The sequence below is a fragment of the Capnocytophaga felis genome, from assembly GCF_009684755.1.
Lineage (GTDB): Bacteria > Bacteroidota > Bacteroidia > Flavobacteriales > Flavobacteriaceae > Capnocytophaga > Capnocytophaga felis.
The window spans coordinates 1-24,618 of sequence record NZ_BLBC01000012.1; the positions used below are offsets into that span (position 1 = coordinate 1).

The 24,618-nt window shown below is 35.9% G+C and carries 18 protein-coding genes and 1 tRNA gene; 3 read left to right on the forward strand and 16 right to left on the reverse strand.

Features of this window, described 5'->3' with window-relative positions; genetic code table 11:
- Positions 1–7 precede the first annotated feature (7 nt).
- The 5 genes from GN105_RS09460 to GN105_RS09480 all read right to left on the reverse strand — a co-directional run bounded on the left by GN105_RS09460 (position 8) and on the right by GN105_RS09480 (position 8,336).
- A complete protein-coding gene (locus GN105_RS09460) occupies positions 8–331 on the reverse strand; it encodes a hypothetical protein (RefSeq protein ID WP_155285161.1) in 324 nt (107 codons plus the stop codon).
- An 8-nt stretch (positions 332–339) separates the two neighbouring features.
- The gene (locus GN105_RS09465) at positions 340–738 is read right to left on the reverse strand and encodes a hemagglutinin (protein ID WP_173014994.1); all 399 of its coding nucleotides are present in this window, start codon (positions 736–738) and stop codon (positions 340–342) included.
- Positions 739–817: 79 nt separating this feature from the next.
- Positions 818–1,234, reverse strand: coding sequence for a hypothetical protein (locus GN105_RS09470; protein ID WP_155285163.1), 417 nt, complete (start codon positions 1,232–1,234; stop codon positions 818–820).
- Positions 1,235–1,239: 5 nt separating this feature from the next.
- A complete protein-coding gene (locus GN105_RS13000) occupies positions 1,240–4,902 on the reverse strand; it encodes a deaminase domain-containing protein (protein WP_227977392.1) in 3,663 nt (1,220 codons plus the stop codon).
- 95 nt (positions 4,903–4,997) lie between these two features.
- Complete coding sequence (locus GN105_RS09480; RefSeq protein WP_155285164.1) at positions 4,998–8,336, reverse strand: T9SS type A sorting domain-containing protein; 3,339 nt, start codon at positions 8,334–8,336, stop codon at positions 4,998–5,000.
- A 114-nt stretch (positions 8,337–8,450) separates the two neighbouring features.
- On the opposite strand from GN105_RS09480, the gene GN105_RS09485 reads away from it, so the two are divergent.
- Complete coding sequence (locus GN105_RS09485; RefSeq protein WP_155285165.1) at positions 8,451–8,855, forward strand: lipocalin-like domain-containing protein; 405 nt, start codon at positions 8,451–8,453, stop codon at positions 8,853–8,855.
- Positions 8,856–8,901: 46 nt separating this feature from the next.
- Here GN105_RS09485 and GN105_RS09490 read toward each other — a convergent pair whose 3' ends face one another.
- From GN105_RS09490 to GN105_RS09500, 3 genes are all read right to left on the reverse strand, one after another.
- Positions 8,902–10,968 (reverse strand): fibronectin type III domain-containing protein, encoded by a 2,067-nt coding sequence (locus GN105_RS09490; RefSeq protein ID WP_227977393.1) that lies wholly within the window; start codon positions 10,966–10,968, stop codon positions 8,902–8,904.
- Positions 10,969–11,033: 65 nt separating this feature from the next.
- Entirely contained in the window at positions 11,034–13,436 is a 2,403-nt protein-coding gene (locus tag GN105_RS09495; RefSeq protein ID WP_155285166.1) for a TonB-dependent receptor, read from the reverse strand.
- 23 nt (positions 13,437–13,459) lie between these two features.
- Positions 13,460–14,803 carry a PKD domain-containing protein gene (locus tag GN105_RS09500; RefSeq protein WP_155285167.1) on the reverse strand — a complete coding sequence of 448 codons (1,344 nt, stop codon included), beginning with the start codon at positions 14,801–14,803 and terminating at the stop codon, positions 13,460–13,462.
- A 151-nt stretch (positions 14,804–14,954) separates the two neighbouring features.
- On the opposite strand from GN105_RS09500, the gene GN105_RS09505 reads away from it, so the two are divergent.
- Positions 14,955–15,896, forward strand: a complete 942-nt coding sequence (locus GN105_RS09505; RefSeq protein WP_227977394.1) for a Fic family protein — start codon at positions 14,955–14,957, stop codon at positions 15,894–15,896.
- Positions 15,897–15,977: 81 nt separating this feature from the next.
- On the opposite strand, the gene GN105_RS09510 is transcribed toward GN105_RS09505, so the two are convergent.
- From GN105_RS09510 to GN105_RS09545, 8 genes are all read right to left on the reverse strand, one after another.
- The gene (locus GN105_RS09510) at positions 15,978–16,625 is read right to left on the reverse strand and encodes a hypothetical protein (protein WP_227977395.1); all 648 of its coding nucleotides are present in this window, start codon (positions 16,623–16,625) and stop codon (positions 15,978–15,980) included.
- A 6-nt stretch (positions 16,626–16,631) separates the two neighbouring features.
- On the reverse strand, positions 16,632–17,540 hold the full coding sequence (locus GN105_RS09515) for a relaxase/mobilization nuclease domain-containing protein (protein WP_155285169.1): 909 nt from the start codon (positions 17,538–17,540) through the stop codon (positions 16,632–16,634).
- A gap of 11 nt (positions 17,541–17,551) precedes the next feature.
- Positions 17,552–17,995 carry a plasmid mobilization protein gene (locus tag GN105_RS09520; protein ID WP_155285170.1) on the reverse strand — a complete coding sequence of 148 codons (444 nt, stop codon included), beginning with the start codon at positions 17,993–17,995 and terminating at the stop codon, positions 17,552–17,554.
- A gap of 386 nt (positions 17,996–18,381) precedes the next feature.
- A complete protein-coding gene (locus GN105_RS09525) occupies positions 18,382–19,542 on the reverse strand; it encodes a VapE domain-containing protein (protein WP_155285171.1) in 1,161 nt (386 codons plus the stop codon).
- Between the two features lie 2 nt (positions 19,543–19,544).
- Positions 19,545–19,862, reverse strand: a complete 318-nt coding sequence (locus tag GN105_RS09530; RefSeq protein WP_155285172.1) for a helix-turn-helix domain-containing protein — start codon at positions 19,860–19,862, stop codon at positions 19,545–19,547.
- A gap of 158 nt (positions 19,863–20,020) precedes the next feature.
- Positions 20,021–20,611 (reverse strand): hypothetical protein, encoded by a 591-nt coding sequence (locus GN105_RS09535; protein ID WP_155285173.1) that lies wholly within the window; start codon positions 20,609–20,611, stop codon positions 20,021–20,023.
- 431 nt (positions 20,612–21,042) lie between these two features.
- Positions 21,043–21,116 (reverse strand) — tRNA-Ile (locus GN105_RS09540).
- A 125-nt stretch (positions 21,117–21,241) separates the two neighbouring features.
- A complete protein-coding gene (locus tag GN105_RS09545) occupies positions 21,242–22,213 on the reverse strand; it encodes a YheT family hydrolase (protein ID WP_155285174.1) in 972 nt (323 codons plus the stop codon).
- Positions 22,214–22,287: 74 nt separating this feature from the next.
- Here GN105_RS09545 and GN105_RS09550 point away from each other — a divergent pair, with 74 nt between their 5' ends.
- Positions 22,288–24,600 (forward strand): glycoside hydrolase family 20 protein, encoded by a 2,313-nt coding sequence (locus tag GN105_RS09550; protein ID WP_373279398.1) that lies wholly within the window; start codon positions 22,288–22,290, stop codon positions 24,598–24,600.
- The last annotated feature ends 18 nt before the right edge of the window (positions 24,601–24,618 follow it).

Genomic DNA, 24,618 nt, shown 5'->3' on the forward strand with positions numbered 1-24,618 from the left:
AAAAAGTTTAGACAGGTTTAACAAAAGAACAAATAGATTTATACTCTAAATATTCATTTTTATTTGAAAAATTCAAGTACATAACACTATTGCAAATGGTAATTCTATGATTATCATTCATATCTAGTAAAACAGCTTTCTTTTTTTCTTTAAGATTATTAATGAATATATCCCAATCTTCTGTTTTTATCCAAAATTCATAATAGTATGAATTTTCATATCTCATTCCTTGATTGTGATGATACATTGATATTTTGAATGAGGGAATATGGTCATCTATTTCTAATAAATTTATTTTAATTTTTGGATATGTAATCTCAATTTCTGGCATAGTATTTTTTATTTAGGTTGTGCGTGAATGAGTGCCGGTAGTAAGTTTTTATTTCTTGGAGGTGAGAATTTAAACTCCCATCGTCCAATTTTAATAATTTCATCATATTTTATTCCATTTTTAGTAGCTTCTTTTAGTGATTCGTGAAAATATGTTAAAATTAACTCGGTAGCCAATCGTTTTGCTTCTGGAGTTTTAGGTGTATTTTTCATTATGTTTAACTCTAATTCTCTTAAATGTTCTGTTGCATTTCCGTGAACCCATATTCTTTGGTTTTCATTTCGTCTTATTTCAAATGATTTGTAAATTAAAGATTTTACATCGTATAGAGGTTGTGTTTCTTTAATATCATCCCATATTTTTTTCTTGTTTAAATTGTTAGTTTTTATTCCCTCTGCTGTATGCACAACCTCCACAACAGGTTTTCCGTTAGTGTTTTTTCCTAATTTTAAAGAAGTCTTTATTTTGAATTGTAAGTTAAAATCTCTATTCTTTTACATAATACATTTTTTTATTCATTTCATAGTTTATCATATTTATAAAATCAATTTCTTGTAACCCTAAATCATATTTTTCCCAAGGGCTAATAAGGTTCTCGTTTTTTTCTATGTAAAAATTAATTTTACTAATTATATGTGCTCGATTAAATTCTTCCCCACAATAATTTTCAATTCGTTCAAACTCTTCATTATTAACTATCACATTATGTAAAGAACGTAATTGCTGTTTGAAATTATTTTCTCCCAGAAATAGAATAGATTCTTCTAACGAAAGGTTTTCATTAGAGAAAAACACCTGAAAAATTGGAATATATTCCTGATAAATTTCACCCCATTCAAAACTTTTTTCTTTTATTAAACAGAAAGGAAGTGTTTCTCTGTCAATATCAATAATTTTATTCATATTCATTATTTTACCCCATCAACTAAATTAATTTTTACATTTGGGAACATATTTGCAAAATCTTGTATTACCCCTTGACAAGACACACAATAAGGTAATTCTGAAGCTATTGTAATTTCACCTTTAATGTTTTCAAAAACTTGTCCCTTTTTTCCTCCTAATTTTTTAGCTATCTCACTTAATCCTACATATTCTGTATCAAATTCTCTACTCCAAGCTCCCTCTGCATCAATACCTCCTTGTTTATTAACTTTATATGATTCAAATATTTTTTCTCCTTTGTATTTATTTCCACTAATTTTTATATCCGAAGATTTGAAATCAAAGCCCTCAATTTTTCCTTCAAAATATGCTAAGTTTTTACGATTAAATTTTTGAATTTCTTCCAATAATTTTGCACCTGAAAATTGTTTCTTAAGCTCATAAATTTTATTTTCTCTAAACTTCTTAAATAATGATTTTGCTTTGGAATAATCAGCAACAAATCCCCTAAATATATTTTTTCCTTCTACTAACTGTGTAGGAACCTTATTTATAACTTTGTCAACATCCTCTACAATGGGTTTTCCCCCTCCCTTAAATCCAGCTTCTCTCCAAATCCTATCTTGTTCTTTTACAAAATCATCAGGCAGGTTGTTTTTGTTTTTTTGCCATTTTTCAAAAAGTTCATTAACAACTTTTTTGTTCGCAAGGCTTTTCTTAGAAAACTTTACAATGTCATCTCCTGTTTTAAGAAAACTACGTACTATTTTAGCAGCTTGTGTAAGTTGTACTGGGTCAGCTACTTCTATAAAATAATTTTCCATCCAAAAGAAAATAGCACTATCTGTCCCATATTTCCCTACATATTGCTCATATCCGTCGTGAGTGCTTATTGCTTCGGCTATACCCTCACGTTCTCTTTGTTTTATAACACGTGTAATGGTTTGATTACCATTGCTCATCAAAAAAACATATCGATAGCGTATGGTCAAATCAGCAAAGGAGTATTCATATTTGTGACCATTTTTACGATGAAAATCCTTACTATGAGCATTATATGATTTAGGAATATCCTGCCATAAATCCACCGTAGAAAATATAACGGGTACATCTCTGGAAGACGTTTCGTATTTCAGAATTTTCTTAAAATCATCAAGGTTATAAATCTTATTCTTTTTAAAAAACTGAATGTAAGCACTATTACTTCCTTGGGCTTGTTTGTCTAAAATACTCTCAGGGTCATAAATGGCATACGTTTTTTCGTGTGTTTTTTGGTCTAAATATTGTTTTAGAGTTTCAAGTTGTTTTAAGTTTTTAGTGTCTTGCCAATATTTTTTTAGTGTATTATCATTAGTTAATGCCACAAAAATAATAGTTCCTAACCCATTTTTTATTGGGGTTTCACAGGCAACACCTTGACAATTTTCTGTAATAGCGTTTTCAGGAATTACATTTTTATTGGAATTAAATGTAATTTCAATACTTTTGGGCGTGTTTTCTTGTTTCCAAGAATATTCACAAAGGCAATCTAACGCTATTGCTTTTCCTTCAATTCTTTTGGCAAAGGAAATAACACTATCATTGTGCCGTGCTATCGTATAGTTTTTAAATTTTTTCTTTTGTAAAAATTGGTTTATCTCCTCTGTTAAAATAAATTTTTTACCATTTTGAGCTAAACTATCAACTATTTCATATTGAAAATAGCCATAAAATTTATTCAAAGAAATAGTAGCAACATAAACTTGATCATTTATCTTAAAAGAAACAACACTTCCTCTATGATCAAGTTTTATACCACTTGTTTTTTCTATAAATTTAATAGGTATTCCTGAATAACTAGGGATAAATATTTCATTACCTACGCTTTTTTCAAATCCTTCTTCTGAAATAATAGTTACCTTAATAACATCATTTGCTTTTTTGTTAGCTTCTACAACATTATTGGGTATAGCTATTTCTTTTTCCAAAGAATGATTTTCTAAATAATCGGTTGTAAAAGATGTATTTACTTCATTTTTTTCTTGAAGTATATTTAATATATCTTGATTCTCCTCTGTATTAGGAATTTGATAAAAAATATCTTTTTCCTGTTTTACTAGATTTTTAAATGATTGTATTTCAATCGAATCAATAATTCCATCGTGAATGATTTTGCCTATTTTTTTGTTTATTGTAAACCATTTTTCAAAAAAATCCGAAGTAGGAACTTCAAAAATATTCTGCTCCGTCTTATCATAAGTCGTAACGAGCTTTCCCTCAAAAAGTTGCCTTTCGGAGTTGATTTTTATCTCGTCAAATTTCACTTTGATTTTTGTGTCGAGCAGATACGGCACTTGCACGTAGCCCTCTCCTGAGAAAACTCCATTACTGCCCGTAGCTCTAAGTACGGTTACCGGAAAATCGCCCGCCATAAAGGTTTCGTTCACGCCCAAAACCTCTTGCAAAAGCTCTCGGTTTTTAATGCGTATCTCAGGTTTTACCCCACATTGCACACTGGTACTGTCGTTTTGTTTGTGAGGAGTAACAAACTCTTGTTCAGCGCTGTACAAATATGTCTGCTCGCCAAACACATTGCCCATCGCTTTGCCCAATCCGCAGGCGATGCCCACTTTGTAAATATAGTTTTTCCCGCGTTTTAAACCTGTAAGGGTCGCTTGCGGGTGGTTGGACATCTGTGATTTCCAGTTCTTTCCCTTCTCACGATATAAAATTTTATACAAACCTCCGTTTTCGCCTGAGTGAGTGTTTGCCCGCACCGGCTCGCCACTCCAGCGGATATTGGCGGTATTATCTTTGGTGATGGCTGTCAAAAACTTCGGAGCTTCGCAATGGCTTACGTAATCAAAATAAAACGCTTCCGATTCACCGTTGTTATGAAAAAAAGACTGCCTCTGATTAGGATTGTTCGGGTTTTGGGTAAAGGCACGTACTTTCCATACATAACGTTTATTTTCCAGCAGTATGGGTTTGTCTGTACCATACAAAATCGTATTGGAAGGTACTTTGCCTTGATAGACCAATCTCCCTGAAATAAAGGCTTCCTCAGGATTTAGGCTGTTGTCCCACACCTCTTTCAGGGTAAATTCGTACTGCGTAAAGGGTGCCGGATCTCGCAACATCCACTGAAAAACAAGGTGTTGGAATTGGCTCTGTTTGGCAATGACTTCGCCTTGGGCGGGAAGTGTGGGCAGTGGAGGAGTATAGCGACGTATTTGTATTAAGGTTCGGGCTTTGGCAGAAAGAGGCATTTGTGTTGCCAAATCATAAGCCGTCAAACAGAAAAAATAAGCTCCTTCTGGCAATAAGTCATTGTAAAAGTTCTCGGAAACTCCCTGTAAGTTTTCAAAGGCAAGGAGGCTTTTGAGGTCAATATTGGAAAAATTTTTACGAACCCCAGAGGTAAGTTGTGTTTGAAAAGGGGAAGCATAAGAAGCGGTTTGTGCCAGAGGTTGTCCCTGCATATCTTCCAAAGAAAACCGAAGTGCCACGTTACGTACGGGGCTATTCAAATCTTTCAAAAGCAGATAGACCTGCATTTTAGGTTCAAAAGTAGCCCAATAGTCTCGTAAACTCTGCTGGTACGGGGGCGTCACAAAAAGCTGCACATCCACAGGATACTGCTGGGCTTTTAAAAAACAGCTTTGGATAACAATCCATACCAATATGACGTATTTAATATAACGCATTGTTTCTCTTATGTGTTTGTATTTTTCAAATCGAGCAAAAGAAAAGAAAAAAAAAGTTATTCTTCTTTCTTGCGAACTTATTAATCCCTAATTTCTTACTTCACTATCATTTTTTGTGAGAGTACATCACCTGCTGCTTCTATCAGTATAATGTACTGCCCGGCAGAAAGGGTTGGTTTGTTAAAAGGAAGTATAAAATCGGTTTGCTCTGAAAATTCCTCTGGGGCAAAAAGCTCTCTCCCTAACATATCTATCAGTCGTACCCGAATGGTTGATACCTTATTTAGTTTGATATGCAACTGATAGGAACCTGAATTGGGATTGGGCACAATTAAAAACGATTCGATATTTTTTGGCACTTGTACTCCTTGCGAGATACCCACACGGTCTTTTTCAACAAAAAGCTGTTTTTCAATCACTTTTTGGCATTCACCCAGTGTACCTTTAAGTCCCACACGATAAATCCCCTCCTTAGGAAAACGTACTTCCGCCTCTTGTCTGTTTTGATTTATCACAATCACATCATCCGGAAATTGCCATTGCAAAGCGTCTGCTTTTTTGGAAAGATTTATCAGCTTTAACGTATAATCATAGTAGGAAGTAGTAGCCACTAAAAAATCAACTTCCAATACCTGAGAGCTTTGTTTTACAGCAGTTTTTACCGAAGTTTTACAACCTTCCGGAGAAGTGGCTTCCACATAATAATCTCCTGCCAAGTGTACTACCAAAGAAGCTTCCGTGCCGAGCAAGTTTCCTGAGGCATCCGTCCAACGATACGTAGCACCGGCTATTTGTCCGTCCAGTTCAAATGTATGGCTATCCCCTTGACAAAGTGTAACCTCTGTAGGTAAGCGTAGTTGTAATTTTTCAGGCTGGGTAATTTCAAAGGTTTTTTCGATAGGCGGACAATCCCCCTCATCACGAAGTACAATTTTGTAAGTTCCCGCAACAAGATTTTTCACGCTTTTTCCGTCTTTAGAAACGCCTTTGGTTAGCATTCTCCCCGAAGCGTCGTACCACGTATGGGTTACCGTACCTTTTCCTCCTGAGGTGGTTAAGACAATGCTTCCGTTATTATCACCATAGCAGGTAAGGTGGGTAATTTGCTCGCTATCAACCTTTGCCACTTCTGGATACGAGAGTACCACTTGCGACTGCACCGAACAGCCTTTGCTGTCGCTCACCACCACAAAATATTTCCCTACCGAAAGCCCCATAGCGGTTGGGGAGGTTTGCCCATCGCTCCACTGATAGGTGTAAGGAGGCGTTCCCCCTTGTGGCAATGCCTTAGCCGTTCCCGAAGTAGGAGCTGAACAACGAATTTCGGTACTTTCGGTGGTAAGTGTCAATCGCTCTGGAAATTTCAGTGTAAAAGTACCGCTGGTGGTATTGTTTTTTTTATCCTTAATATCAACCCGATATACGCCTTCTGTGAGGTGTTTTAGCACGGATGCTGTCTCACCCAATAACCTTTCAGAATTTCCTGCCTCAACACGATACCATTGATATTCATAGGGAGGTCTGCCTCCTTTTACATCTGCGTAAAGCTCTCCGTCTTTATTGAGTTTGGGGTCGTTGTTGGGGTCGTCATTAGCAGGGTTACACGAAATTGCCGTTTTTTCAGAGATGCTAACTACCAATGGGTCAGGCTCATCAATGAAAATCGTTTTCGTGAGAACACAATGATTTTTGTCGGTAATGGTCAGCATATAATCGCCTTTATCAAGCTGAGTATAATGAACTACAAACTGATTTTGCAGATTTGTTTGGGTTGAAAATGTGTTGATTGTAGTGCCACTTTTAGTTGTTAGCGTACATTGATACGGCTCTGAGGGGACTTTAAAAGGCGTTCCGCCAGTGAGAATTGCCTGAATTTCTCCGTTTTTCAGCCCAAAACCCGAAACGTCCTTTTTGAAAAATGACGGATTCGGCTGGTCGTTTTCGTCCTCTGCTTCCTTTTCATTGAGAATAGTTATGGGAGCAGCAGGCTGGGTAATGGTTACTGTAACAGCATTTTCCATTTGACAATCATTTTTGTCCAAAATGCCGATAGTATAATCTCTTGCCGAAAGGTTGTCAAGGGTAAATTCATTGCCCATAAAAGCTACTGTTTTTCCATCTCTTACATATCTGTACGGAGGCGTACCTCCTGATACAGAAACGGTTACAGATCCTTCGCTCTTGCCGTAGCACTTGTTGTCGTTTTTGGAGGTAATTTCCGCTTTTAGTTCGGGAATAGCTACAATACGAAAGGTTTTTTCAAATTCCGCACCATCGGAAAAACTCGAAATAGAATCTCTGCCGTAGTGATATTTGCCTATGAATTGCAATTGATACCAATGGAGAGAATCTGTCAGCGAAGCAATGTTGGGTATGGTGATGGTTTTGTTTTTAAAATTTGCTTTAAATTGTTCATTATCATATGAAATAACAGGCTGTCCCGTACTGCTAAATGTACCATTAACCATCGCACCCTGAACAATGGAAAGACTTGCTTTTTCATTTGTGTACAATTCCCTGTCTAAAACCACTTGAACGCTTCCGCTTTCTTTGGGGCAACGAGGCTGCTCGGGCTTAAATTCTTTGACCTTAGGAGCGGAAATGGTTACGTCTAACGGAATGACATTGGAAGAAGAGCAAACTTCATTAGGATTGTCCTTATCGAACGATACCACCCGAAAATAAATCGTTTCTCCAATATGTTTCTCAGCCTCCAATTTATTGCCGAAAATATCTTCGGCGGAAACTGAGAGAATATACGATTTTGAGGTTTGGGATAAAGTTTCCCACTGGTATTCATAATCATCAATAGCATTGTTCCAAGTGCGGGTTTTTGAATATTGATAGTTATACAATTCCGACGGAAAACCCTCCTTAGCCAATAGCTTTACCTTTGTCCCGATAGGTAAATATGTGTTGGGAATTGTGCCTCTTAGCTTTTCGGAAGAAAGCGTGTGATTGGGTCTGATTTTGTAGTTGAATTTTAAATCTGCTTTTGCTTGGCTACCTCCTTTATCACCACTTTCGATTTCCCCAAAATGAACGAAGTTAGTTTTACAATAAGAAATATTCGTGTGTGGTTTAGTTGCTTTAGCTTCTGAGGTATAGTTGCAATCACAGCAAGTAGATACCCATTGATCTCTTGCATCAACAACCCGTCTATACACTTCAATTCTTATTACTTTTTTTTTCAATATAGTTGAGTGTTTATTAGGCGGATATATATTGCTATTGGAATTATCGTCGGAATAAAAAATAACTTCATATCCTCCTCCTTCATAAATAGCTTTGATTTCGGTTATTGAAGTACATAAACGGTCTTCCGCATAAGAAATTATATGCATATTTGTTAAATCTATATAAGCAAAAGGGTTTTCTTCTTGCGAAAAAGATAAGTTTGAGAGTAATAGTATAAAAAAAACAATTCTTCTCATCGTCCTTGTTTTTAAGCTGTTTTCTTCGCAAAGGTAAAAAATTTATCTTAATTTATTTGCTTGATTTACTTTTTTTTATACATTTGCCTCAATAACTTTAAAAAGCAATTTCATATGAAAAAAATTTTAACTTTTGTAGTAGCTATTTTGGCAGTTTCCCTGTATTCTTGTGGGAAAGATGACAAGAAAAATGATGCACCAAATCCGCTAATTGGCGAGTGGGCGTTACAATCACAATCAGAAGGTGGTAAAGAGTTTAAGGAAGAATGTCAAGAGTACACCTATTTTCTTTTTACTGAAAAAGATGTTGAACTTCACCGATTTAAAAAAGAGGGAAGCGTTTGTACAGATAAATTTGAAAGTAAAGTCCCTTACACTATTTCAAACAACCAAATTCATTTTGAAGCAAGAGGTCAAAAAGCAAGTATTCCTTTTTCAGTTAAAGATGATATTTTAACAATCACAATGGGGTCTGTTACTCAAATCTACAAAAAAAATGCTCGTAAGGTAATGCCTTAATCGTTAAAATACAAAAACCTCCCAATTATTTAATTGGGAGGTTTTTTTATTGTATATCAGCATCTTTTACAAAAACCTCAATTTTCTGGGTAGGTGTGGGGCTTTGGTCTTGCAGGATTACTTTTATTAGATACTGATAGGTTGTATCGGGGGCTATGTCGGTATCTTCCACCGAAGTTACAGACCGGGAAAAACTTCGCCAGAGGGTCGGTTTTTCGCCTTTAATGGCTTTGTAAATCACTATTTCACTGATAGCTACCTTTAACTTATCCCACCGAAGTTCTATTTTTCCTTGTCCAATACGGCTATTGAGCCCACGAAGCACCCGAGTATCCGTCAACGGATTGTGATGAATATGAATCACAGGAGCATATTCTGAAAAATTACCGCTTCTGTCTTCTGCTCTAAGCGAATACACAAATGTCCCTGAGAGGGTTGCTGGTTCTTTGTACGTATAGCTTTCCTGATGATTGTGTTTTTCGGAATGGATTTTGTGCCACTGTGTCGCCTCTTTTTCCTTTCGGTAAAGGTGATAGTAAGTTACATCATCATCAAAACTTTGCCGCCAAGTGATTTTCCAATGGTTTTTCTCTTGTGTATAAGTCGTAAAAATCGGTGTTGAAGGCGGGATTTTATCAGGTTTGGTCAGCTGCAAAATTTCAGAGCGTAAGGATTCGTTTTTGCGAAAATCAATCGCCGTTACAGCGTAAAATATTTTTTCGTTGAGATTTTTAAGCGACAGCGTATCGGTAAAATGCGTGTCGGTAATGTGCGAGCCTGTGATACGCATCATTTCTTCCTCTTTTTGATGGGCTCGAAATACGTAATATCCCATCAAATCGGCTTCCGTGTTGGCTTTCCATTGCAAACGAACAATCCCCAGAGAATCAATATTTCCGATAAGTTGCTGCACTTCAAGCGGTGACGTATCATCTTCGGACTGTACAAGCATTGCAAAAGAATCTTGCTGTGAGCCATCTCTGCCAAAGGTTCGAATTTTGTAATAATTAGAAGGTGTTGGAGGTGAATGCGTTGCACTTCGTTCTGCAACAGAAATCTCATCTTTCACGATACGATATTCTCTGTCATTGGGAGAATGTAATAAGGCAAAATGTGTGATTTCGTTTTCGTTTTCCTTCGGGAAATTCCACACAATGCGATATTGATTGTCCGTTATGGCTTGTATTTTTGAAAGTTGGGCTGCAATGCTGAGGGATTTGATGCCTTTTCCGCTTACAACTTCCGTGTAAGGGCTGTAACTTCCAAAAATGGTTTTTCCCCGCAAACGATATGAAAATTCTTTATCGTTTTGTGAAAGCGAATCAATATAAACCATCGAAGAAGCATTAGCACCTTGATTCATATTTACCACCGGAAGTTTACTAACAGGCTTGAAATCCGTTTTCCCTTCCGCTTTCTCCAGAAAATAATAGCTATACAAACTGCTCAACGTTTTATAATCCCACGTGAGAAGTACTTTTTGGTCTTGAAAAAAAGCATTAAAATCAATCGGAACGGGAAGCGGTTCGTACTCCTGCAAACTTGCCATAACGCTTCCTGCTTCAAGGGAGAGCTTTTCATTGGGTAACAGATGAATTTTATAAAAATATTTCTCGTTTTTTTTGACCTGTTTGTCCACGTATCCCCAACCTGCGAATTGAGCCACCTCAAAATCCAAATCGGCAGCCATTAGTGCAAAGGAAAAGCGTTGCTCAACCTCTTTGGCTTTATTTACAATCCCTTCGATGGCATTTTGGTTAGCACTCATTGCTACCTGAAAATCTTCCCCATAGATAGCCTGTGCCACAATGGCGGCATTATCGTTTTGTTCCACTAACGATTGCCACGCTTCCAACTTGGGCACCATAAAAGTTCCCAAATCCAATCGCTCGGGGGCGGATAGCAACTTTCCGTCACGTAAAACGGTAAAGCGTTCCAGCCGAAAACCTATCGTATTGGATTTCTGCCAAGCAAGGGGTGCATCCACCGCCCATCGCAAACAAATGGCATCACTTTGGGTTTCCTTAACTAACTGCAATGAAGCTTTTTCTTGTGAAAAAATTTCAGTGCTGAGCATCAAAATCGTAATAAGTATACATCTAAACGGTATCATTTAATTGATTTTTTGATATTTTTTAATTTGTTTTTATCAGAACGGAATGGTGTTTTTGCCAATTTTTAATCTTCTGTTTGTGAAAAAGCTTTGTGATAAAAATCAGCCAGCAACACGGAAATGTAATCCATTTTTTCTTTCGAGGTAATATCTTTTTGCAACGTTCTGTAGATATCTTCTTTGTGAAGTTGCCCAAAGTTTTGCAAAAGACCTTTTTCTTCCATAACATCTTTTAGGGTAAGCCCTTCGAGTTGTTGCATCATCCACAGATGATTGACATATCCTTGCTCTGCCTTGCGGAATTCGGCTTCCGACTGAGGTGTTTTTTCCTTGTCCCATTGTTGTTTTTGGGCAAATAAATTACTTTTTAAATAACCGTCCGCTTGATGTGCCTGCCGATACAGATTTTGTAAGCATCGGAAAACAAACATTCGGTAATCTTGTTCCAATTTTTCCTCAGGAGAAAGTATTTTTCTTTCTCTCTCAATATTGTTTTTCTTCTTCCTTTTCTTTTTCTCTTTGTTTCTTGTGTCTTTTTCCTTGTTTCTTGTGTCTTTTTCCTTGTTTCTTGTATCTTTTTCCTTGTTTCTTGTATCTTTTTCCTTGTCCCTTGTATCTTTCTCCTTTTCCCTTGTCTCTTTTTCCTTGTCCCTTGTGTTTTTTTCCTTGTTTCTTATATCTTTTCCCTTGTTACTTGTATCTTTTTCCTTGTTTCTTGTATCTTTTTCCTTATTCCTTGTTTCTTTCTTCTTGAATTTGAACTTAGGCAGAGGAATTTCTGTTTTATCAAAACGATAGGTGTAACCGATGCTGATGTTGCTTTCCTGTCCGGTTTGGTAACCGTTTTGAGATTGGCTATTGCGGAAAGATTGTACGGCACTGAGAGTAAACTGGTGATTTTTCCAAGGCGAATATCCTGCTCCCAATTGAATATTTGCCGTACTTGCTTGTGTATGAGTACTTACAGAACGACTATAATTACCACCTAACGATGTAGAAAGTTTATCTTCAAAAAAACTTTTAGTTACCAAAATCGAGGGACCGAAAATTTGTGATTTTTCGCGAGCTGCCCAATTATGCGTATAGTTCAGCGAAGGTGTTACGGAAAGTTGCTCATTGGGAAACAACAGCGAATAATGTATTCCTGCGTTATGAAATCGGGAAATACCTCCTCTGCGAACTATTTCATTCTCTCGATTTACCACATCATTGAGCGTATAATTCAATGTTAATTGTTGATTTTCAGAAAGAGTATAAGCAAGATTCACGGCTACATTTTGCGATACTTGTCTGTAACGAATCGAATCCTGAGGCTGCTCGTATAATTGCGGATTGTTGAGCTTTTCAAAAGGGTTTGTCTGTTTGTTGGTAAACATCGTAAAATTACTATAACTACCCGTTAGTGTGAATGATTGATTCACTTTTGCCGATACGTTCATCGAGCCTACCCATTGATTGGATTGCTTGATTTTCTGACCATTGAGGTTATCTCGCTGTTTTCCGATACTCCCCGAAATCATTACATTCCCTTGAAAAAGATGCATCGAACCATTTAACGTAATATTCTCCATATCATTTACAAAATAATACGCTCCAAGAGTTTTATAATCAGGGGCTACGGATTCATAACGCAATCCAACACTTGTCTTTCCTATCAAAAAGTTGATGCCCGTGTTATAAGCCGCATAATTTTTGGGCGTTTCGTTTGTATATGAAAACCTACTGAGAGCGTATTCGCCAAAAACCTCCACAAAATGCAAGGGTTTGTATTTTCCGAACAGAGAATAGGTTTGGTTTTCCAACGGATATATTTTCTTTTCATCAGGAATAAAAACTTCAAGCGAATTGGGTTTATCCTTAGCAAAAAAGAAAATACCGCCCACTTCTACATCATTGCTTTTGTACATCAATTTGGTTCCATAGCCCCAACGTTCGTACATAGGCACGGTTTGCGGATTGCCATCATATTCGATGGCTTTTTGTAACCGACCACCCATTAATGATACCTTAACAGGGAATTTTTCCGGATTTAGCTCTAAGCCACCTCCCGTAAACTGCAAACCATTGAAGGTGTAGGGAGAAAAACTCATACTTACATCTCCTATATGGGCTTGTATCCACTTGTACTTGGGGTGTAAGCTTAGTCTGTTGAATTTAAAAGGTATTTGATAATCAAACTTACTGCCCTGATTGGTGAAACGATAGCTGAAAGGAATCGTCCAATTGTAAATGCCTACATTGATATTTCCACTCAAAAAATATAAGAATGGGGCATTTTGTGCAACTCGCCCATTTTCTGAGGAATATGTGTAAACCCCATTGGCAGAGGCACTCCCTGAAATTGAAAACGGATTCTTTTTGAGCGTTTCTTCAGTACGGCTGCCGATATTCTCCAAATCTATCTGCTGGGAGAATCCCAAAGTACTCGACAAAAACCATAATCCGAAAAACAAAAACCTTAATTTCATAATGTTACATAATTAAAATGAAATTACGGTATTTTCTGTATTTTTATATCTACCAGTATGTAGGATTGTGTACCTTCTTTTATGTATTCCTTTATTTTGATAGCTCCCTTTCTTCCATCAACAGTTTGGAAAAGTACGATTCTGGGAATTAAATCTTTATTAAAAGGAGCTTGATTTTTGTGAGAAATAATATCTATTGGAGCAATTGCACTGCCCGAACTTAATCGGTCAAAACTATCAACATCTAATAAGGTTTGTCCTACATTTTCTTGCTTGTTGATAAAATGGCTTTGTGTGGCTTCGGCAATTTTTTCGAAAACGGTTTCTTGAACTTTATCGGGAGAAAGAAAAATATTATAAGAGAAAGAAGAATTCTGCCCAAAATAAACAAAATCAATGAGTTTTCCTGTTTCGGGGGTAATTTCTTCCGCAGTTAAAATTCTTCCCAAATAAGAAGAAAAAAAGCAACCGATAGAATTTTGAGCCGTATTAACACCCAATTTTATATCTTTAAAAGTCAACAAATTGTCTCCCTTTTCAACGATGATTTCTTTGCTTAAAGAAAGGGTTTGTTTATCATTTTTTGCGGTCAGAGTAATTTGGTATTTTCCTTCACGAGCGAGTAAAAAACTCGGATTTTCTTCGTTACTTTCCTGTGTAGAAATTCCGTCGGTAACCTGCCAATGATAACCCAAGGTAGCATTCTTGGTTTGATTGCTCAAAAAAATATGTACGGGAGCTTGGTAATTTTCAAAATATTCGTTTTTCCAATCAAAAGCAACCTTCAAAGGCGGATTTACACGAATGGTTTTTTCCACTTTTTCGCGTTGAGAATGGTTAATCACCTCCAAACGTATCTTAAATTCTCCTTCTTGATTAAAAACTACGGTCGGATTTTTTTCAGAACTATACTCGGGAGTACCTCCCTGAAAATGCCATTGATAAGCCTCTGCTCCTTGGCTATTGTTGTGCATTATCAGCGTGAGAGGAGCGTGCAGACTTCCTTGCTGTTGCCAATCAAAAGAAGCAACCAATTCTGCAAATGCAGTAAAATGTTTTTGAAATGTTTTTTGTTCTCCATCAACATTCGATGTATGCAAGGTTATCGTGTGGGTACCCGGCTGTCTGTACACGATTTCTTCAGGATGCATTACGTCCGACGAAGTATAACTACCCCCCGGAAACTCCCACTTAAAAGTGTCAGCTCCTTGTACTTTGTTGAGCATCCTAACCCGCATAGGAACGTTATATCGCTCCCCCACAACGAAAACCTCAAAATTACCTTCAATAGGAATATTTTGCTCTACAGCACAACCAAAAAAAACAACAAAACAGACACAAAAATATCCAATCCTGCTGAAAATCATCGTAGCAATATTTTATATATCAATGGCAAAATTAAGAAAAGATATCATTCACCAAAAAAATTAACATTTCTCCCAAGACAAACGTATTGAAATTGGGAACTTACTTTATATCATTTTTCCCTTATTACCTCTATTGTGACCAATTCTAAAAATGAATCTTAACCACTTTAACAACGCCCAAATATACAACCTTCATTTATTTCATTCACATCTTCCACCAATCTTCCTGATGATTTTATTTATTAAAACCAAAACCCTACCTTTGCCCAACATTGAAAACATCAATCTTAAAATGACGGTAGCCGATTCCATAGAAGAGTATAAAAGGTTAGATATCGAGAATATTTTTAATTATGAGGAGTTTCATAAAATCCTCATAACGAGTCATTCTACTCGTATCGAAGGTTCTACCCTTACCTACGAAGAATGCATTGAACTCATACAAAAAGGCAACACTCCCGGAGGGAAAAATATTCTATTTTCAAACCAAACCTTAGACCATCATCAAGCTCTGAATTTCATTATAAAAGAAGCCGACATCGGTCGAAATATATCCAAAGCATTCATACAAGAAATTGCTGCAAAAGTAATGAGATGCACAGGGGAGCTCTTTACAAACATCAACGGAACCATAGATACCTCCAAAGGCGAATTCCGAAAAGCCAATGTTGCCGCAGGCTCAGCCTCTTTTATGCATTACAGTAAGGTTGTACCCGCAGTGGACAATTTAGTCAAAGAACTAAACGATAATTTTGACAGTCAAAAAGATAGCCTTTCTCAATTGGAGTTTTCTTTCTATGCACATTATCAATTGGTGAACATTCATCCCTTTTTAGATGGAAATGGACGCACTTCAAGGCTTTTGATGAATTTCATACAGCGAAAATACCAATTGCCGTTGGGTTTTGTATTTGCAGAAGACAGATTCCAATATTACGATGCTTTAAATTCCGTAAGAAAGACAGAAAGCTTTCGTGAATATTACAATTTTATGTTCAGCCAATACCAAAAATATCTGCAAACAGAAATCGATAAACAAAAGAAAATCGGACAAGAGAAAGAGCTACCTTTTAAGTTTGGACGCAACAAATAATTTAATGATTTTTTATCACTTGTTACTTTTTTAACTTGCTTTTTTGTTACTTGTTATTTGTTATTTGTTACTTGTCACTTGTCACCTTTTATTTGTTCCTTGTTGTTCCTTCCTCGCATCAAATCCCGATTTGAAATGCACCAGTTTGCTGCCTTCACTCGGGTTCTTTCGCACAAATTCCTGCATCATCTTTGTATTGTTTTCCAAATCGTTTATGTAGGTTTTCTCATAAATCCCTTTGCCTTCATTGTATATCTCTCTTAGCAATTCTTCACGGACTTCCATCTTGGTTCTGACGCTCTCCGCAAACCAGTATTTTGCAGAAAAAGAAGTAATTACCAAAATCACAATGGAAAGAATCAAAATCCCAATGCTTCCATTGATGTTATTTTTTAGACTCTTTAGTTTGTTCTCAAACTGGTCTAATCTATCAATAGCCTGTTTCGACAAATCCAATTTGGTAGCCTTAAGCTTTTCTAAAAACCGAATGCGTTCCTCTTTTTCTTCTTTCACAAGTCTTTTAACTTCTTCCTGTGAATAAGTCGTGCCTCTAAGAGTCGATTCATTTTCTCCCAAAAGGCTTAAAAAATCCTCATACAAAGAAGTCAATTTTGCAGATTCTTCAATGTGCTTTTCATTGCTTTTAATCAATCTTTTTAGCAATTCCAAACCATCATCCTGAGGTTGATTTTCTGTGTTTTTCATTGTGTTTTCCATTAAATTTTTCATATCCATTTATTTTTTAAAATTACGTTTCTTCTTTCTAACAAGTTCATCATCAGCAGATACATACGTGGGGCGCAAAAGATTTTTAAGCAAGCCATTTTCTCTTTCTTCAGAGTTTTCTTCAAAATACGTTGCTGTAGTTTCCCCTTTTTCTTTTAAGTTTTTTGGGGCGTTAAACATTTCAGAGTTTTTATTTATCATCTCTTTGATATCCTTTATTTTCAATTGATTGGTGATTTCAGAAAGTTTGTATCCCGGCAGATATTCTCTTTGTGTTTGGTCGTTAATATCTGTGTGTTTCACAATTCGCATTCCCGAAACGCCCACCTTTACATTCTCCGAAAGTGTGACCCTATAGCCCTGTTGATGCATTTTGGCAACAAGCTCTTCAATACTTTTGGCGGTTCTTAAGCACATTTTCAGAGCGCCAAGCATTTCTGCCTTCTTTTCTTTGCCAATTTCCACATCCGTTTTTAAATACATTTCTTTGCAAACCTCCCGCACAGCTGCTCCAAAACGTTCACCGATATTGTGTGCCTTGATGGTATTCTTTCCACAGGTATTCATTCTATTAACAATAAAGTGAATATGTTTCTGTTTGGTCGCTTTGTGGATATCCAACCGAATTTGATTGTCTTCCGTTACGCCCACTTTCCGAAGTGCTTTCAAGGTCAAATCAACCAATTGTTGCTCTGTAAGTGCATCACCGATGGATTTTTCGGGGGAAATATATCCCGTAAGTGCCCAATTCTTTACTTTAGGATTTCTATTCGCCACAGCTTTCATCTCTTTAAACTGATGTTCAGCATTTTCAGAAAGTAAATTGTTGCTATACACCATCCGGGCGGTTCCTTTATCGTTACCGTTATATTCCACAGCAATTTTGGAAATCCTTCGAGTCGTTGCCGAGTTATTCATTTTATTCTTTTTTATTTTTGCCCCCTTTCATATAAATATCTATAAATAAGCTTAGTAACTATTTCAATTTCTTTCAAAATTTCTTGTTTGCTTTCCAACTTTGAAAATTCGCGATTTCGTAGCAGATTTTTAATCCTTACAAAATGAGTTCCGTAGGACAAAAGCACTTCGTCCGTTTTAAATTCATTGATTTTCAGTTCTTTTTCCGCAATCAGTAATCGGACGTATTTTGATAATTTCAGATTCAGCCTTTGAGCGTTTTCGTTTACTTTTTGGTATTCTTTTGGGGTGAGCCGTACAGAAATCAATTTTGAAAAAAGAGGCGCATTTTTCCTTGCCAGTCCTCCTTTCCTACCGATATCCCGAAAATGATTTTTCCTTTTTTCTTCTGCATTTTTTTGCTCTTGATGCTCGAAAATTTGGGTGACAAATTCTTTTAAAAAATCCTGTTTCATATCGCTAATTATTAGATTATAGTTACTTACAATGTGTTTTCGACGATAGGAGAAAACCAAAAAGACCCATCCTCTACATTAAAGCCCCACGCTTTTTGTAAACAATGGGTACTTTTTGCACTCAAAAACAAGCAAAACTTTTCCGTATAGGTTGCAGAAAGAAGAAGGGTTGGTTAAAAATTTTCTCTCTGCATTTGTTTTCTCTTGGCATCTTACCTTCTTACCAACAGATTGATTTCTCTAAGTTTTCCCTATTTTTAACTTCCTATCTTTTCCTACCTTCTTACCTATTTTTACCTAAAATTAAAATGAAACTACCTTTATAAACAATTGATAATAAGTATATTAATCTAATCAAGGCAAGCAGGTAACTTAGGTAAGAGGATTTACATAATTTCTATCTTCTTAGAAATGAGATATCCGTAAGTTTGTTTTTGCGGGTGTTTGATGCGTTTATATTTTTGACGCGTAAGAACTTTTCCGATTTTAATAATATTGAGTTTCACCCTTAAATTTGTATTTACTATCAACATCACATCAGAAGCGGTGAGAAAATCTTCAATATTCTCGGATTTTTCGAAATACTTGTTGATAAACTCTTCTTCAAGGCTAATTGCGGAATATTTTTCATTCCGCCTTTCATTAATTTCAATGTCCTCGACTGTAAGTTCCGGATCGTAATTTTTTCTCTTAAAAGCATTGAAATAAGCTTGTGACCAAACTTTATTTATATCAATTTCAGATGTATACGCAAAGTTTATTTTCGTCACTTCAAAAACGAGCCAGCGAACACTTCCCGTTTCATCCGTTAGAAAGTCTGTACGGTTGGTAGAGCCAACAAACGAACAGATGCGTTCCAAAAGCTCTGCTTTTCGTCCGTACGGAAGACGAACGTTCACCGAACTCTTAGAAATAAATGATTTCAAGATGTTTATGTCTGCCTTAGAAAGTACTGCCTGTTCGTCCAAATTGCAGATAAGATTTTTGCAAATCGCAATGATACCATCTTTATCCACCGAGATATTTTCAGTATAATACGGTAACAGCTCGGGTGGTGTAAGAAAACGTAAAAAAAAGGATTTAACTGTGTTCTGCTCCGATGTAAGCACTATGCATTGTTTGTTGATATATCCTTTTTTGAATACACAAAGTACAGCCCGTGTAAGCCACTTTTCCAGATGATAACGGAAAAGCGGGTCATTATCGGTGGAGATGTAGCTTGCTAGAACTCCGATAGCATCAAAATTGTCCCATTCGGGGAGGTTCTCAAAGTATTCCTCAAGTGGATTGTACTGCGGAATAAAGTGACTTCGCAAAAGAATTTCCAACTTTGCTAACGTAATTTCTATCCCTGACTGGGAAAGTTCTATCAATAACGAATTGATATTGAGAATTTCCCAGTTTTTGGGATTTTCCCTAAGCTGAATTTCATATTCCAGAGCAATGCTATTGTACCTGATGTTGTATTTTTTGTTTAGGTAAGCTATCGCTCGGTCATATATGGTCTGACCAGCACTGGAAGAATGATAAAGTTTAGTTTCTTTCATCTTTATTTGTTCCAGTGATTTACGATTTCGTTCTCAAAATCTTCGTCCTCCTGATTTTGACTTGATGAAAGAATGTAAGCAATCAAGTCTTCCCTCCTAAAATAAAGTTTTCGCTGTCCTTCTTTCCTGTATGCCTTTATCTTTCTCTGATGTTTCAGTTGGTAAAGATATTCTGGCTCAAGGTTAAGGAATAGGGCAGCCTCTTCCTTACTATAGAAAGGTTTGATTTCCAGTGAAAGTAACTGAATTATGGTTTCATTAAATTTTTTTTGGTTTTCAGTAAGCAATAGGATTGCTTTTTCCAACACCTCTTTGTTCATTATTTCTGATATTTTAATGGTTTCGGAGCAAAAGTATCGTGAAATAAATAAGGCAGAAAAACCTGAAGAAGATATTTTTAAATAATTTACTAACCTCTTAAAATCAATATTTTACAATAGGAATATTAATTTAAAACTGATGTGATTCGGGTTAAAAATTATGCTTTTTTCCAAATGTTATTATGGTAAGCATTAAAATTCTGAGGAGTTATAGGATTTTCTTTGGGATTACCTTTCTTGTCGACTGAGAGTACAATTTCATTTAAAAGTTCGGCTACTTTTTGAGACGTTTCAAATCCCTTTGTTTTCGATTCGTAATCCTCAAAAACAGATGTATATTTTGCAAAAAAGTTAAAAATAGACTCTACTCCCAAACCATTTTTGGCTTTATTGATAAATTCTATCTTACATAAAACTTTTTGTTTTGCGAAAAATGAAGATAAATTTTCTTTTGAATCCTTGGTTTGTTTTATACCATACAAATTGATTATATCCTCAACAGATTCTTTTTTCTCAAAAATTTGAAAAGGATAATGACCTTCTCTTTCCGCTTCTATGTGAGTAATATTAGTTGTGTTATACGTCTTTTGAAATGAAAAATTATTGTTTGTAGTGTTGGTGATTAGAAAATTATTTATGGGTGGTGTATCAACTTTTTCAACCTTTGTTTCTTGAAATTTAAAATGTTCTTGATACGGTTTTTTATAAAAATTTAAAAAAACTTTTAAAGGCTTGAAAGGAGTGTCCATTTTGTATTCAATTACAATGAATATGTAACATTTTAACATAATGGACAAAAAAGTGCTTAAGTATATATTATTGGTCAAAAAATTTTTAAAAACCCAAAAACTTATTGTAATTCCTACAAATAGTAATAAAAGCAATGATACTATTAACAACCTATTCCGATTCCACGTTCCATACCAAGCAAATCGCTCTTTCGTACAAAAGTTTACTATTAATGGCTCAATAGCAAAGAGAACTCTCCCTATCAGATACACAATGCAAAAAAGGTCTACAACAAGAAAGATGGAGAAAAAAGTTTTCATAATATATAAGTTTGAGGCAAAATTAAAAATAAACTATTATAAGATAAAATGAAGAATATTTGTTCGTCAAATGTTCGTCGCAGAAACAAAAAAGCACTTACAATTTATTTGTAAGTGCTTGATTTTCTTTGTGGTCCCAGCTGGGCTCGAACCAGCGACCACCTGATTATGAGTCAGGTGCTCTAACCAACTGAGCTATGAGACCCGTCCGTTTCAGACAGGTGCAAAAATACAACTAATTTTCTTTCACACAAAATTTTTCTGAAAAAATAAAATAAAAATTCAAAATCAGAAAATATGTTTTTATGCAAAATTCTGGTTATTAAAATGTTATAATTTGTTTTTGTTCATTATTTCCGTGCAGAATTGTAATGCTCTTTTTTCATTATAGTACACATTTTCGCTGTCGTAGAACGCTACGTGACCACCATATTGGGGAGTTTCCAAATAAAAATGAGGTGTTTTTTCAGCAATTTCATACGGAAAACAACTTCGGGAAAGAAACGAATCATTTTGAGCGTTCAGTATTAAAGTTGGTTTTCCAATCCGACTCAAAACAGCAAGTGAACTGCATTTCTCGTAATAATCCGCTGCATCAGCAAAACCATTTAATTTGGAAGTATATAAATCATCAAAATCTTTCAATGTCTTTACTGAATTTATCTCAGAAATTATCATTTTATCAGGAAATTGTTTGAATTTTTCTCTGACTTTCTTTTTCAATGTAATCAGAAATCGTTGAGCGTAAATCCAATTCCTTCTTTGATGTAATTTTTCTGAAGAACCTTTCAAATCACAAGGTGTAGAAACTGCAACTATCGTCTTCACTTCTTCCGGAAGTTGATGTGTGCCTGCATAAAACAAACTGATATTTCCTCCCATACTAAACCCTTTTATTACAATCTCAGTATATCCAAGCTCAATGACGTGCTTTACAACTTCTTCCAAATCAGAAGATTTTCCCGAATGATAGGTTGAAAGCAAACGATTATCTTCACCGCTGCATCCTCTGAAATTCATCGCACAGGTATCAAAACCATTTTGGTTGAACAGTTTTGCAGTTCCTAAAACGTAAGGTCGTTGGGCAGAACCTTCCAAACCGTGCAAAATGACAATACATCGGTTTGTTTTTTGAGAAGAATAGCTCCAATCAACATCCAAGAAGTCTCCGTCAGGCAATTCCAATCGCTCTCTTTTTTGAGTTATGCCCGATATTCTTCTGATTTTTCCGGAATAGATGGTGGCAATATCCGTTTGCCGAAATAAAAACGGTGGTTTGTATGCAGACTGAACAATAGGCATTTTTATTTGATTTTGAATACCGCAAAAATAACAAAAGAATTAGGTTTTTTTGTAGAAAAAAAGTACTTTCGCTGATGAATAAATATTCAAAAATGATGAAAAAATTGCTTCTCCCATTTATTTTACTGGTTTTTGGTTGTCAAAGTTCAAAAGAAATTACTTTTACAGAAAAAGATATTAGCATTATTCCCAAACCTCAAAGTATTTCTATTTCAGAAGGTTATTTTGAATTCAATTCGCAAACAACCTTTGTTGTTTCTGATACACTCCAAAATGTAGCAAGGTTGCTTACCGAAAAATTCCAAAAAGTTTCGGGGTGGGATTTAAAAATAACAAACAAATCTCCAAAAAACAATTTTGTTGCTCTGGAATTTGATAAATCTCTCCCAAAAGAAGGTTATAAATTCAATTCTGACAGTGAAAAAATAGTGATAAAAGCTTCTGACCGCAACGGATTTGTATATGCTTTGCAAACCCTTCGTCAGTTACTTCCTGATGAAATTGAAAGCACAAAATCCATTCAAAAACAGTGGATTGTACCTTCTGTAACTATCGAAGATAAACCACAATATCTTTGGCGGGGCTTAATGATTGATGTGGCAAGGCATTTTTTTCCAAAAGAATATATTCTGAAAACTATTGACCGAATGGCGATGCTCAAACTCAACACCTTTCATTTTCATTTGATTGACAATGAAGGCTGGCGTATCGAGATTAAAAAATATCCCAAACTTACTCAGGTCGGGGCGTGGCGGGTAAATCAGGAAGAGAAACATTGGAATGCTCGAACCACAAATCCGCCTGATGCTAAAGGCACATACGGAGGTTTTTACACTCAGGAAGAAATTAAAGAAATTGTAACGTATGCCCAAGAAAGAGGTATTACAGTAATCCCTGAAATTGAAATGCCTGCCCACGTAATGAGTGCCATCGCTGCTTATCCGGAGCTTTCTTGCCACAAACGTCCTATCGGCGTTCCGTCAGGGGGTGTTTGGCCAATTACGGATATTTATTGTGCCGGACAAGATGAAACTTTCTCTTTTTTAGAAGACGTTCTCTCGGAAGTAATGAACTTATTCCCAAGTAAATACATTCATATTGGAGGAGATGAAGCAACGCATACCGAATGGGAAAAATGCCCCAAATGCCTACAACGAATGAAAACGCACAAACTTAAAAATGCTCACGAACTGCAAAGTTATTTCATTAAACGAATTGATAACTTTCTGGTTGCCAATGGCAGAAGGTTAGTTGGTTGGGATGAAATCATTGAAGGCGGTTTGCCTTCGCAAGCTGTTGTGATGAATTGGCGTGGCATTGAAATTGGTAAAAAAGCCATTGAACAAGGACACGAAGTTGTTCTCACAAGTGATTGTTATATAGACCAATATCAAGGGCTTCCTGATAATGAGCCGCTTGCCATTGGTGGATATTTGCCTTTGAATAAAATTTATAACTATTCGCTTCATAAAGAGGAGCTAACAAAAGAACAACAAAAACAAATTTTAGGTTCACAGGCAAATCTTTGGGCAGAATATATTCCTAACGAAAAACATTCCGAATATATGATTTTTCCGAGACTTTTAGCCCTCTCGGAAATTGTTTGGACAGCTTCGGATTTGAAAGATTGGGACGATTTTATGAACAGAGTTCAACAAAAACTTCCCCGATTAGAATTGATGAATATCAATTACGCCAAATCAATGTACCAAGTATCTTCTAAAATTGAAAATCAAGAAAATAAAGTTTCTGTTACATTGAGCAGCGAATTGCCCAACGCCGACATTCGTTATTCTTTAAATAATGATATATTAAAATCGGAAAAATACACAAAACCTATCGAAATAGATAAAACCACAACGCTGAAAGCTGCCGTTTTCTTTGATGAGAAACCTAATGAAGTGATTTATACCAATACCATTGTGTTCCATAAAGCAATAGGAAAAAAAGTTACATACAATCCTGTTTATCACAAGAGTTACCAAGGACAAGGCGATGGCACACTGACCAACATCGTGCGTGGCACCAAGAATTTCCACGACAAAGAATGGCTTGCTTGGTTAGTAAACAATGCTTCCGTTGTAATTGATTTGGAAGAAAATACAGAAATTGAAAAGGTGATTGTAGGAGCGATGGAAAATCAGGGTTCTGGCATTTATTTCCCAACAAAAATAGAACTTTCCGTTTCTTCTGACGGAAAAAATTACATTAAAATCAATGAAATTAGCCATCCGCACGCTTCTAACGGATATGCCGTTTTAAAAGATTTCAACTTTGAATTTGAAAAGCAAAAGGTTCGTTTTGTAAAATTAGAAATTCAAAACTTGGGGCATCCGCCCAAAGGAGGCGACTCTTGGATGTTTATTGATGAAATTCAAATCTTCTAACATAAAAAAACAGGTCGT

What these genes read in the sequence shown, in the direction of transcription:
- GN105_RS09460 (WP_155285161.1), bottom strand. Translation starts at nt 331, where the DNA reads ATGCCAGAAATTGAGATTACATATCCAAAAATTAAAATAAATTTATTA.
- GN105_RS09530 (WP_155285172.1), bottom strand. Translation starts at nt 19,862, where the DNA reads ATGAACAAAGAGGTGTTGGAAAAAGCAATCCTATTGCTTACTGAAAAC.
- GN105_RS09490 (WP_227977393.1), bottom strand. Translation starts at nt 10,968, where the DNA reads ATGATACCGTTTAGATGTATACTTATTACGATTTTGATGCTCAGCACT.
- GN105_RS09485 (WP_155285165.1), top strand. Translation starts at nt 8,451, where the DNA reads ATGAAAAAAATTTTAACTTTTGTAGTAGCTATTTTGGCAGTTTCCCTG.
- GN105_RS09470 (WP_155285163.1), bottom strand. Translation starts at nt 1,234, where the DNA reads ATGAATAAAATTATTGATATTGACAGAGAAACACTTCCTTTCTGTTTA.
- GN105_RS09525 (WP_155285171.1), bottom strand. Translation starts at nt 19,542, where the DNA reads ATGAAAGAAACTAAACTTTATCATTCTTCCAGTGCTGGTCAGACCATA.
- GN105_RS09495 (WP_155285166.1), bottom strand. Translation starts at nt 13,436, where the DNA reads ATGAAATTAAGGTTTTTGTTTTTCGGATTATGGTTTTTGTCGAGTACT.
- GN105_RS13000 (WP_227977392.1), bottom strand. Translation starts at nt 4,902, where the DNA reads ATGCGTTATATTAAATACGTCATATTGGTATGGATTGTTATCCAAAGC.
- GN105_RS09515 (WP_155285169.1), bottom strand. Translation starts at nt 17,540, where the DNA reads ATGAATAACTCGGCAACGACTCGAAGGATTTCCAAAATTGCTGTGGAA.
- GN105_RS09520 (WP_155285170.1), bottom strand. Translation starts at nt 17,995, where the DNA reads ATGAAACAGGATTTTTTAAAAGAATTTGTCACCCAAATTTTCGAGCAT.
- GN105_RS09550 (WP_373279398.1), top strand. Translation starts at nt 22,288, where the DNA reads ATGAATAAATATTCAAAAATGATGAAAAAATTGCTTCTCCCATTTATT.
- GN105_RS09505 (WP_227977394.1), top strand. Translation starts at nt 14,955, where the DNA reads ATGAATCTTAACCACTTTAACAACGCCCAAATATACAACCTTCATTTA.
- GN105_RS09535 (WP_155285173.1), bottom strand. Translation starts at nt 20,611, where the DNA reads ATGGACACTCCTTTCAAGCCTTTAAAAGTTTTTTTAAATTTTTATAAA.
- GN105_RS09480 (WP_155285164.1), bottom strand. Translation starts at nt 8,336, where the DNA reads ATGAGAAGAATTGTTTTTTTTATACTATTACTCTCAAACTTATCTTTT.
- GN105_RS09510 (WP_227977395.1), bottom strand. Translation starts at nt 16,625, where the DNA reads ATGAAAAATTTAATGGAAAACACAATGAAAAACACAGAAAATCAACCT.
- GN105_RS09545 (WP_155285174.1), bottom strand. Translation starts at nt 22,213, where the DNA reads ATGCCTATTGTTCAGTCTGCATACAAACCACCGTTTTTATTTCGGCAA.
- GN105_RS09500 (WP_155285167.1), bottom strand. Translation starts at nt 14,803, where the DNA reads ATGATTTTCAGCAGGATTGGATATTTTTGTGTCTGTTTTGTTGTTTTT.